The sequence below is a fragment of the Kitasatospora sp. NPDC127121 genome, from assembly GCF_042677305.1.
GTDB lineage: Bacteria > Actinomycetota > Actinomycetes > Streptomycetales > Streptomycetaceae > Kitasatospora.
Genome location: NZ_JBHXTQ010000137.1, coordinates 1 through 11,122 on the forward strand (window position 1 = coordinate 1; position 11,122 = coordinate 11,122).

Annotated in this window: 9 protein-coding genes and 1 pseudogene; 6 read left to right on the plus strand and 4 right to left on the minus strand. The window is 73.8% G+C overall.

Going from position 1 to position 11,122, the window contains the following annotated elements:
* Nucleotides 1–102: 102 nt before the first annotated feature.
* The 4 genes from ACFVHI_RS36355 to ACFVHI_RS36370 all read right to left on the minus strand — a co-directional run bounded on the left by ACFVHI_RS36355 (nt 103) and on the right by ACFVHI_RS36370 (nt 3,596).
* Nucleotides 103–1,143, minus strand: coding sequence for an NAD(P)-dependent alcohol dehydrogenase (locus tag ACFVHI_RS36355; RefSeq protein ID WP_380346295.1), 1,041 nt, complete (start codon nt 1,141–1,143; stop codon nt 103–105).
* A gap of 91 nt (nt 1,144–1,234) precedes the next feature.
* The gene (locus tag ACFVHI_RS36360) at nt 1,235–2,002 is read right to left on the minus strand and encodes an SDR family NAD(P)-dependent oxidoreductase (RefSeq protein ID WP_380346297.1); all 768 of its coding nucleotides are present in this window, start codon (nt 2,000–2,002) and stop codon (nt 1,235–1,237) included.
* A gap of 44 nt (nt 2,003–2,046) precedes the next feature.
* A complete protein-coding gene (locus tag ACFVHI_RS36365) occupies nt 2,047–2,697 on the minus strand; it encodes a TetR family transcriptional regulator (RefSeq protein ID WP_063350352.1) in 651 nt (216 codons plus the stop codon).
* A 179-nt stretch (nt 2,698–2,876) separates the two neighbouring features.
* Nucleotides 2,877–3,596 (minus strand): G1 family glutamic endopeptidase, encoded by a 720-nt coding sequence (locus tag ACFVHI_RS36370; protein ID WP_380346299.1) that lies wholly within the window; start codon nt 3,594–3,596, stop codon nt 2,877–2,879.
* A 191-nt stretch (nt 3,597–3,787) separates the two neighbouring features.
* Here ACFVHI_RS36370 and ACFVHI_RS36375 point away from each other — a divergent pair, with 191 nt between their 5' ends.
* The 6 genes and pseudogenes from ACFVHI_RS36375 (at nt 3,788) to ACFVHI_RS36400 (ending at nt 11,033) form a co-directional block, all read left to right on the plus strand.
* Nucleotides 3,788–4,741: a LuxR C-terminal-related transcriptional regulator gene (locus ACFVHI_RS36375; RefSeq protein ID WP_380346301.1), complete on the plus strand. Its 954-nt coding sequence runs from the start codon at nt 3,788–3,790 to the stop codon at nt 4,739–4,741.
* A 130-nt stretch (nt 4,742–4,871) separates the two neighbouring features.
* The gene (locus ACFVHI_RS36380; RefSeq protein ID WP_380346303.1) at nt 4,872–6,284 is read left to right on the plus strand and encodes a uracil-xanthine permease family protein; all 1,413 of its coding nucleotides are present in this window, start codon (nt 4,872–4,874) and stop codon (nt 6,282–6,284) included.
* 163 nt (nt 6,285–6,447) lie between these two features.
* Nucleotides 6,448–7,170 carry a hypothetical protein gene (locus tag ACFVHI_RS36385; RefSeq protein WP_380346304.1) on the plus strand — a complete coding sequence of 241 codons (723 nt, stop codon included), beginning with the start codon at nt 6,448–6,450 and terminating at the stop codon, nt 7,168–7,170.
* 284 nt (nt 7,171–7,454) lie between these two features.
* Complete coding sequence (locus ACFVHI_RS36390) at nt 7,455–8,021, plus strand: hypothetical protein (protein WP_063350347.1); 567 nt, start codon at nt 7,455–7,457, stop codon at nt 8,019–8,021.
* Nucleotides 8,022–8,372: 351 nt separating this feature from the next.
* Nucleotides 8,373–9,236, plus strand: a pseudogene (locus ACFVHI_RS36395) (ATP-binding cassette domain-containing protein); the annotation flags it as partial.
* A gap of 411 nt (nt 9,237–9,647) precedes the next feature.
* Entirely contained in the window at nt 9,648–11,033 is a 1,386-nt protein-coding gene (locus ACFVHI_RS36400; RefSeq protein ID WP_063350346.1) for an MFS transporter, read from the plus strand.
* Nucleotides 11,034–11,122: the final 89 nt, after the last annotated feature.

Consider the following 11,122-nt stretch of genomic DNA (forward strand, 5'->3'; position numbering starts at 1 on the left):
TTTTGTCCCGGCCCCCCCCGCCCCCCGGTGCGCCCGCCCCGGGCCCCCCCCCCCCGGGGGGGGGCCGGGGGCCCGCGGGCCCCAGCCGTCAGCCGTCAGCCGTCAGCCGTTGGGGAGGATGACGGCGCGCCCGTTGATCCGGCCGCTGTGCAGACGCTCGTAGGCGAGCGGCGCCTCGTCGATCCCGTAGGTCTCGACGTGCACGTCCACCGCGCCGGCCCGGGCGAGGTCGAGGACCTCGATCAGCTCGGCGCGGGTGCCCCAGTACGGGGAGGACACCGAGACCTCGTACGGCAGGGCGCCGAAGCCGACGGCCAGGGTGCCGCCGCCGAGGCCGACGATCGTCACGTCGCCCTCCACCGCCACCATCGCGCCGGCCGCGGCTGCCGTGGGCGGGGCGCCGACGAAGTCCAGCACCACCTGGGCGCCGATGCCGCCGGTGAGTTCGCGCACCCGGGCGGGCGCGGAGGCGTCGGAGCGGACCGTCTCGTGCGCGCCGACGCTGCGGGCCAGCGCGAGCTTCTCCTCCGTCACGTCCAGGGCGATCACCCGGGCCGCGGTCATCGCGCGCAGCAGCTGGATCGCGACGTGGCCCAGGCCTCCGGTGCCGATCACCACAGCAGTGCTGCCGGGCGTCAGCTTGCCGAGCGAGCGCTTGATGGCGTGATACGGGGTCAGGCCGGCGTCCGTGAGCGGCACGGCCCGGACCGGGTCGAGGCCGCCGAGCGGCACCAGGTGCCGGGGGCTGTCCACCACCATGTACTCGGCCATCGCCCCGGGGGCGCCCAGGCCGGGCGGGCGGATGCCCAGTTCGGCGGCGCGCAGGCAGTAGTTCTCCTTGCCCTCCGCGCACTTGGCGCAGCTGCCGCAGCCCCACGGCCCGTAGACGGCGACCGCTTCGCCCTCGGCCAGGCCGGTCACGCCCGCGCCGAGCGCGGCCACGGTGCCGACGCCCTCGTGCCCGAGGGTGAGCGGCAGGGGGAAGGACAGCCGCTCGGCGGGCATGCTCATCACGGCGATGTCGGAGTGGCACACCCCCGCCGCGGTGACCTTGAGCAGGACCTGGCCGGGGCCGGGCTCCGGATCGGGGACGGTGACCACCTCGGGGGCGGCGCCGACGCTGCGGTACTGGACTGCCTTCATGGGTTTCGGACTCCCTCTCTCTGCCCCCGAACTCGACTGTCCCCCCGGTTGCGCTGCCCCGGCCACCGGACGGGCCTGGGCAGCGGGCCGGTCAGCGGGCCGCGTAGGCGCCGTCGACCAGGTGGTAGCTGCCATGGATGAAGGAGGCCCGGTCGGAGAGCAGGAAGGCGGTCAGTTCGGCGACCTCCTCGGCGCGGCCGAGCCGGCCGGCCGGGTGCAGGGCGACCAGCGCCTGACGGGCCTCCTCGTCGGCCGCGCTCAGCAGCGGGGTGTCGATGAAGCCCGGGCCGACGGCGTTGATCCGCACGCCCTGCGCGGCGTACTCCAGGGCGGCGGTCTTGGTCAGGCCGACCACGCCGTGCTTGGCGGCCGCGTAGGCGGGCGAGCCGGCGAAGCCGTTGGTGCCCAGGATCGAGGCCATGTTGACGACGGCGCCGCCGCCGGCCGCCAGGATGGCGGGGATCTCGTAGCGCAGCGAGTAGAAGACGCCGTCGAGGTTGGTGGCCAGGACCCGGCGCCACTGCTCGGGCTCGTACGCGCCGGTGGGGGCCTTCGCGCCGCTGATGCCGGCGTTGTTGACGGCCAGGTGCAGGGCGCCGAGGCCGTCCACGGCGGCCTGGACGGCGGCCCGCACCGACTCCGGGTCGGTGACGTCCGTCCCGATCGCCAGGGCCCGGACGCCGGCGGCCTCCAGTTCGGCGGCGGCCCTGCGGGCGCCCTCCAGGTCGAAGTCGGCGACGGCGACGGCCGCGCCGCCGGCCGCCAGGCGGCGGGCCACGGCGAGGCCGATGCCGGAGGCACCACCGGTGACCAGTGCGGCCTTGCCGGTGAACTCCTGGGGGTGGTCGGTGCCGGTCATGGCGTACGTCCTTTCGTGCGGGTGCGCCGGGTGGGCGCGGTGGTTCAGGCCGCCGGGCCGTCGGGGGGCGGTTCGGCGGCGAGCAGGTCGAAGGCCCGTTCCACGAGGTCGGGCAGATCCGGCTCGTCGGCGCCGACGGGGTGGCGGACCCAGGCGCGGGAGGCGGCCTGGAGGGCCGCCACGCCGAGGCCGACGGCGACGGCCGGGCGCAGGTCGTACTCCGCGTCCAGGCCGAGGCGGGCGGCGGCGATCCGGATGGAGGCCTCCTCCTCGTCGACGCAGATCCGCCGGTAGGCGGCGGTCAGCGAGGGCTCGGCGGCGATCAGGCCGAACAGCTCCCGCACACCGGGGCGCCGGTGCCAGGCCGGGTCCCGCTCGTCGCCCAGCCAGATCCGCAGCGCCGCGCGGTAGGCGGCCACCGGGGTCTCGGCGGCGGGGCGGGCCGCCAGCGCCGCGTTGATCCGGCCGAAGTCGGCGCGCAGGCAGTCCAGCACGGCGTCCTCGCGGGAGGCGAAGTACCGGCTGAAGGTGCGGCGGGAGACGTCGGCCCGGTCGGTGACGTCCTCGACGGAGACGGCGGCCAGGCCGCGGTCCAGCACCAGCTGGAGGGCGGCGGCGGCCAGTGACTCGCGGGTGCGGCGCGCCTTGCGGTCACGCCGTCCCTCGGTGGTGTGCTCGGCCTTCTCGGTGGTCACGGGAGCCACCGTACACCCGGAAATGTCCCATTGGGACATGAGTCCCTCTGGGACACGAGCCCGCCCCGGCCCCCACGGGAAGGCGGGGGCCGGGGCGGGCTCGCAGACGGGCTCGCAGGCGGGTCGAGTGGAACGGGTCAGGCCGGGCGGGTCAGGCCGGGCGGGTCAGGCGGGGCGGGTCAGGCGGGGACTATCGCGAAGGAGCCGTTGCTGAGCGGGGTCTCGGTGTAGGGGCCGCTGTCGATGGCCTGCGGGGAGTAGCCGTCGAAGACCTGGCCGTTGACCGTGACGCCGGAGAAGTCCAGGCGGCTGAAGGAGGGGTAGCTCTGGCTCGGGGACTCGATCACGGCCTCGGCGCTGACGTTCTGGCCGTCGAGCTGCTGGGTGGTGGTCTCGGTCCAGCCCTTGGTGTTGTCGGTGATCTGCAGGGCGTAGCTGGAACCGCCGCTGTTGACCACCGAGGCGGTGAAGCTGTCACCGGCGTCCACCGGGTCGCTGAAGTACTGCGGCGGGGCCGGGTACATCTCGTACCAGGCCGAGTAGACCGGGGAGCCGCTGGAGCAGTCGGCCTGGACACCGGTCTGCTCGACGGTCTGCGAGCCGTAGCCGTCGATCCCGACCCAGGGGGCGAACAGGTCGTTGGCGGTGTTGCACTGCACGGCGGGCATGGTCCAGGAGCCGGAGACGCTCTGGAAGCCGCTGCCCTGGGCGACGTAGCCGCCCCAGACTCCGCCGTCGTAGCGGGCGCCGTGGCCGAAGCGGTGCGCGGAGCCGTAGCCGTGCGCGGCGGCGTGGGTGGCGGGGGTGGCGGGGGCGGCCGTCGCGGGGGTCGCGGCCGCGGCGGCCGGGAGGGCCAGCAGGGCGGCGAGCACGAGCCGGCCGGTGCGGGAAAGGGCCATGGGGGGCTCCTTCACTGGGAGTTGAGGGGGTGCCGCCCAGCTTGCGGGCGCCGCGGGCGGGCCGGGAAGGGAGCCGCGTGGGCAGGAACCCGACATGGCGGGAACATGTCGCCCGATCAATCCCTTGATTTCGGGCACCGAGTGGCGCACAGTCGGCTCGTCCACTGGCGGTGCAGGACGAGGAGGACGCAGTGTCGGGGACGGGCATGCTCGCCGGACTCGGCCTCGGCGCGGTCGAGGAACAGCTCTACCTGCGGCTGCTCGGCGTCCAGGCCGCCGACCCGCAGTGGCTGGCCGCCCAGATGAACCTCCAGGCCTCGATCGTGCTCGCGGCACTGGTCTCGCTGGCCGCGCAAGGGCTGGTGGAGGCCTGCACGGCCGGGGCCTGGGCGGCGGTGCCGCCCGACGTGGCGGTGGAGGAGCTGCTGCTGCGGCGCGAGGTCGAACTGCGGCGCGCCCGGGGCCGGATGGGCGAGCTGATGCGCACCTACCGGCAGGGCCGGGACGGCACCGGCTCCGACGCGCCGGTCGAGGTGATCTGCGGGCGCAGATCGGTCGCCGAGCTGTGGCGCACCCTCCAGTTCGGGGTGCGCGAGCGGCTGCGGGTCCTGGACCGGCCCCCGTACATCCGGCGCAGTGATCCGCAGACCGAACTGGCCCTGCTGGCACGGGGGGTGACGACCAGGGTGGTGTACCACAGCCGGGTGCTGCGCGATCCGGAGCGCCTGGCGGAGATCCACTCCTTCGCCACGGCCGGGGAGCAGGCCCGGGTGCACACCGAACTGCCGCTGAAGCTGGCGCTGTTGGACGACCGCTGGGCGCTGCTGCCGGTCAGCGCGGGCACCGAGCTGCAGAGCGTGCTGCTGATCCGGCCCTCCACCCTGCTGGACGCGCTCGCCGGACTGTTCGAGCTGTACTGGGCGCAGGCGATGCGGCTGCCCGCCCTGCCGGAGGAGAATCCGGAGGACCGGCACCGCCAACTGCTCCCGCTGCTCGCGGCGGGGCTCACCGACGAGTCGATCGCCCGCCAGCTGGGGGTGTCCACCCGGACGGTGCAGCGCTGGGTGCGGGAGCTGATGGACCGCTTCGGGGCCCGGACCCGGTTCCAGGCGGGCATCCAGGCCGCCCGGGCCGAGCTGCTGTGAGCCGGCTGCGCCGCCCCCGGGCCGCGCGAGTGCGCAGGTCAAGGCCGGGCCGGGTGCGCGCGGCAGGCCCGGCGACCGGGAGAATGGTGCGGACAGTTCACCGGAAGTACAGAGAAAGCGAACCCCCACCATGGATCTCGGCGTGCGCTGGAAGCTGCACGGTGACGGGCGTACGCCCGCGCCGGGGGCGGTCGTCCGCCCCGACGAACGGCTCTCCTGGCCCCGCACGGCAGGGCTCGGCGCCCAGCACGTGGTGGCCATGTTCGGCGCGAGCTTCGTGGCGCCCGTGCTGATGGGGCTCAACCCCAACCTGGCGATCATGATGTCCGGCGTCTCGACGATCATCTTCCTGCTGGCCACCCGCGGCCGGGTGCCCAGCTACCTCGGCTGCTCGCTGTCCTTCGTGGGCGTGGCCGCGGTGATCCGGGCGCAGGGCGGCACCAGCGCGACCGTGACCGGTGCGGTGTTCGTGGTGGGCGCGGCACTGTTCCTGGTGGGCCTCGCGGTCCAGCGGTTCGGGGCGCGGATCATCCACGCGGCGATGCCGCCGATCGTGACCGGCGCGGTCGTCATGCTGATCGGCTTCAACCTCGCCCCCGTCACCGCGTCGACCTACTGGCCGCAGGACCAGTGGACGGCGCTGCTGGTGATGCTGTTCACCGGTCTGGCCGTGGTGTGCCTGCGGGGCTTCTGGTCGCGCGTGGCGATCTTCCTCGGGCTGCTCTTCGGGTACGGGATCTCCTGGCTGTTCGACCGGGTCTTCGGCAAGATCCACTCGGTGGACGCGGGCGGCCACCTCACCGACCACTGGCGCCTGGACCTGTCGGGCGTCGGCAAGGCGGACTGGATCGGCCTGCCCGACTTCCACGGCCCCTCCTTCCAGTGGTCCGCGATCCTGGTCGCCCTGCCCGTGGTGATCGCGCTCGTCGCGGAGAACGCCGGGCACGTCAAGGCCGTGGGCGAGATGACCGGCCAGACGCTGGACGACAAGCTCGGCGTCGCGATCTCCGCCGACGGCGTCGGCTCCATGCTCTCCACCGCGCTCGGCGGCCCGCCGAACACCACCTACTCCGAGAACATCGGCGTCATGGCCGCCACCCGGGTCTACTCCACCGCCGCCTACTGGGCCGCGGCCGGCTTCGCGCTGCTGTTCGGCGTCTGCCCGAAGTTCGGCGCCGTCGTGGCCGCGATCCCCGGCGGGGTGCTCGGCGGCATCACCGTCATCCTGTACGGCATGATCGGCCTGCTCGGCGCGCAGATCTGGATCAAGTCCAAGGTGGACCTGCGCAACCCGCTGAACCTGGTGCCGGCCGCCGCGGGCATCATCATCGGCATCGGCAACGTCACCCTGAAGTTCACCGACACCTTCAGCCTCAGCGGCATCGCGCTGGGCACCCTGGTCGTCATCACCGGCTACCACACGCTGCGGGCGCTGGCCCCCGCGCACCTCAAGACGCAGGAGCCGCTGCTGGACGAGGGCACCTCCTCCTACGACGAGGGCTCCGAGGGCTCCGAGGGTGCTGAGGGGCCGCGCAACCCGTAACGGACGGGCCCGGGTTCGGGTTCAGGTCGACAGGACGGCCGGCGGAAGTGTCCGAAAAGGCTCTTCCGTCGGCCGTTCCGTCTGGCCGGACGGGCCGGGCGGTGGTCGAATCGCCGCGTACACCCGTCCCCCGCCCCGCGCCACTCATCCCCCCGGGAGAGGCATGTCCCTTCTGACCCAGCGCCGCAAGACCGCCGCCGCGGCCGCCGCCCTCGCCACGTTCGCGCTCACCTGCGGCGGCCAGGCCTCCGCCGCCGACGCGGGCAAGGTCCTGTGGACGCCGAGCACCAGCACCGGCCCGTCCTCGTTCAAGGCGGTCCAGTGCGCGGCCGGCAACTTCGGCGTCGTCAAGGACTCCGTCAAGGGCAGCGTGTGGCGGGCCTTCCAGGCCGCCGGCGAGGAGCGCTGCGAGACGCTCAGCCCGGACCTGAAGGAGGGCGACACCTTCTACCTCGGCTGGTCGTCCAAGGTGGACATCAAGGACACCAACAGCCGGTACGTCTTCCAGCTCAAGTGCTCGCCGAGCACCGGCACGGCCAACCACCCGATCGAGATCGACATCGTCAACGGGCGCGTCCGCCTCCAGGAGTGGGACACCGACCACGTCGCGCACTCCCTGTGGACCGCGCAGACGGCCAACAACACGTGGCACTCGTACGCGCTGAAGATCCGCCTGGGCCGCACCGACGGCACCATCGACTTCTGGTTCGACGGCGTGAAGCAGACCTTCACCACCGGCTCGGACACCTTCAAGGGCACCACCTGGGACGGCGACCGCAACTACCTCAAGTGGGGCTCCTACCACCCCTCCACGGGGGATGCGACGAACACCTTCACCAGCCCGGTGATGGCCACCACGCTGGAGGCGGCCACCGCCGGCTCGTGACGGCGCGCAGGCCCGGACCGGTGAGCGGTCCGGGCCTGCGGTTTCAGACGTCGCCGAACTCGCCGCTGCGGACGGCGACGACGACGAGTGCAGACGCGGCGCCGACCGCTGGTCAAGCGGTCGAAGACGCCTGGGACTCCTGGGAGCATGGCGACGGCATCCCCCTTCTCCCCACCAGGACTCCCCCGCACAATCCTTCTTGAGGCACCCGCCATGCTCACAACCCGCCGCCCCGCACCTTCGTCGCCCGTCACCCCCGCCACCGTCTGAAAGCCGCACCACCCATGCACCTCACCAACCTCGCCAAACACACCCTCTCCCGCGGCGCCACCCCCGCCGCCACCTACGCCCTCCTCGCCCGCCTCGGCCACCAACCCCGACCCGCCGCCCAAGCCGTCTGCCTCGCCCTCGCCATCCCCCACACCGAGACCACCCGCCGCCTCGACGACTGCCACGACGCCCTCCTCGCCAACCCCCGCCCCGACTCCGAAACCGACACCGGCGAACTCCTCGAAGCCCTCGGCATCTTCGACATCCCCGCCACCCTCACCCCCACCCAACGCACCGTCATCGACCACCTCCTCACCGCCGTCAACGCCCACGGCGACATCCGACCCGGCCACCACCACGGCCTCAACCGCTGGTTCACCACCGGCAACCTCACCACCGCCTACCTCTCCCTCATCACCACCCCACCCCTCCCCCGCACCGGCGACCCCACCGCCTACTGGACCACCCTCACCACCGCCGGCGAACTCCTCACCACCACCAACCCCGACCCCCGCCTCAAGTGCGCCCTCACCCACTGCCGCACCCAAGCCACCCAAGCAGCCCAAGCCACCCGCCCATGAGGCACAGGAAGTCGACCCCACCGACTTCCTGCGCAGCACGATCACCGGTGGCACAGGGGTGGCGGCCGCCGGATAAATGCCGTGCGTGCCTGGCAGCCGGTGGCTACACTTGCGCGGACTTCGACCGTCCGTATGCCGAGGAGACCAGACGTGGTGGTGGACGACGACATCTCCGGGTGAGTCCCGGACCCGGCAGGCCACCGACCGGTGCGTGGAAGCACCGTCGGCGTGGCCCCGTCGTCGCGCCCTCCTCCCATCCGTCTGCCCCCGGGCGCCGGCTGTCTGCTGCGCCGCGCCCTGCCCCCCTGTGAGGCCACCTCCATGTCCGGCGCTCTCGTCGTCTGCTCGAACCGCCACCGTCTCCACGACGCCCTGGACGACTTCCGCGGCGGCCTGCTCCTGGTCAGCCACGACCGCGCCCTGCTCGACCGGATGGAGCGGATCGCCGAACTCGACCGCGGCGAACTGCGCTTCCACGGCGGCAACTTCACCGCGTACGAGGAAGCCGTACGGGCCGAGCGGGAGACCGCCGAGAAGAACGTGCGCAACGCCGAGCAGGAACTGCGCCGCGAGAAGCGGGAGATGCAGCAGGCCCGCGAACGCGCCGAACACCGCCAGGGCAACGCCGCCCGCAACCTGAAGAGCGCCGGCCTGCCCCGCATCTTCGCCGGCACCATGAAGCGCGGCGCCCAGGAATCCGCCGGACGGGCCGGCCAGATGCACGCCGAGCGGGTCGGTGAGGCGAAGGCCCGGCTGGACGAGGCCGGGCGCGCACTGCGCGAGGAGCAGCGCCTCGCGCTGGACCTGCCCGACACCACCGTGCCCGCCGGACGCACCCTCTTCCTCGGCGAGCGGCTGCGCGTGCGGCTCGGCGACCGGGAGGTGTTCACCGGCCGGGGCGTCGACCTGACGGTGCGCGGCCCCGAGCGCATCGCGCTCACCGGCCCCAACGGCGCGGGCAAGAGCACCCTGCTGCGCCTGCTCAGCGGGGACCTCACCCCCGAGGGCGGCGACGTGCGGCGGGCCGAAGGGCGCACCGCCTACCTCTCGCAGCGCCTCGACCTGGCGGGCGCGGCCCAGCTGGAGAGCGCCCTGAACTCCTACCGGGGGGCCTTCGTGGTGGTCAGCCACGACGAGCGGTTCCTGCACGGGATCGGCGTGCAGCGGTGGCTGCGGCTGGCCGACGGCGGGCCGGCGGAGGGCGCGCCCGCGTAGCGGACGCGGGCGCGCACCGGGCCGCGCCGTTCGGCGGGCGCGGGCCGGTGCGCCCGCCGGCGACACGGCCGAATGTGGCGCCGGTCACACGATCGGGGCCCTCGGGGGCCTCCGGGTGAGAAGGGTCACGCCCGGCGGGCGGGCGGGTGCCCGGGCGGCGGCAGGGCCCGGCAGGACTGGGCGGGCGGGGTCGCGACACGGTCCGAGGTCCTGTCCGCTTCGGGACCTTGGTCGCGACTCCGGCCGACCTTCGGCCCGGTGGCGGCCCCCTCGTACCCGGGCAACCGTGGACGGTCGCCCGGTGTGAGCGGGTGATGGCGCCGTCCGCCGGACGGCGTCTTTTCTTGCCGTCTACCCGGCGCACGGTGAGCGGGCCATCCGCCGCCGTACGCTCCGGAGGACCCCCAGCACATGTCCCAGACCATCGACAACGCCCCGTATACCGCCTTCCACCGGAGACTGGCCCTCGCCTGTTCCGGTGGGCCGCTGCTCGACGGCTACATCCTGAGCATCGTCGGCGTCGCCCTGATCGGGATGCGACCCGAGCTCGGCCTGTCCACCGCGGAGGTCAGCCTGATCGGCGCCGCCGCGCTGGTGGGCATGTTCGTCGGCGGCGCGCTCTTCGGCGTGCTGACCGACCGGATCGGCCGGGAGGTGATGTACACCGCCGACCTGCTCGTGATGGTCGCCTGCTCGGTGCTCTCCTTCTGGGTCGACACGGTGTGGGCGATCGCCGTGCTGCGCTTCGTGCTCGGCATGGCCGTGGCCGCCGACTACCCCATCGCCACGTCCCTGCTCGCCGAGTGGCTGCCCGCCAAGCAGCGCGGGCGGCTGCTCGGTCAGCAGATCATCGCCTGGTACGCTGGCTCCGTGCTCGCCTACGTGGTGGGCTACGCGTTCCTGGAGCTGGCCGGGCCCGGCAGTTGGCGGTGGATGCTCGCGAGTTCCACGGTGCTGTGCGTGGTGTTCCTGGTGATCCGTCGCGGTACGCCGGAGTCCCCGCGCTGGCTGGCCGCCCACGGGCGGGTCGGCGACGCGGTGCGCGTGGTCGAGAAGCACCTCGGCGTACGGGTGGACGGCCGCGAGCTGATGCCCGACCCGGCCGAGCGCGGCCGCCCCGGCGGGCTGCGCCTGCTGATGACCCCGCCCTACCGGCGCCGCACCCTGTTCTGCGGCCTGTTCTTCCTCTGCCAGGTCGGCCCGCTGTTCGCGATGCTCACCTTCGGCCCGCAGATCCTCTCCTCCTTCGGCATGCCCGGCGGCACCGTGATGGAGACCCTGGGCACCGGGCTGATCAGCCTCGTCTTCCTGCTCGGCTGCTTCCCGGCGCTGCGCCTGATCGACACCCGCGGCCGGCGCCCCGTCATCATCTGGTCGTTCGCCCTGATGGCCGTCCCGCTGGCCCTGCTGGGCGTGTGGCCCACCGCTCCGGCGGCCATCGCCCTGACGGCGCTGTGCGCGTACGCCTTCCTGTGCGGCGGGCCCAACGTCCTCGACTGGACCTACCCCAACGAGCTCTTCCCCACCGAGATCCGGGCGACGGCGGTGGGCGTGGCGACCTCGGTGAGCCGGATCGGCGCGGCCGTCGGCACCTACCTGCTGCCGCTGTCGCTGTCCGGGCTGGGCACCGGCCCGACCATGCTCATCGCGGCCGGCACCACCGTGGTCGGCCTGCTGGTGTGCGTGCTGTGGGCCGAGGAGACCCGGGGCACCGCCCTGGGCGCCGCCCCGGCCGCCGGCCGCAAGGCCGCCAGGCCGGCCGTCCCGGGGCAGCGCGTCCCGCAGACGGCGCGCTGAGGGCGCGCCGAGCTGCGCTGAGGGCGCGCCGAGCTGCGCTGACGGCCACCGCATGACGCACCGGCGGCGCTGCCCGGGACCTCCCGGGC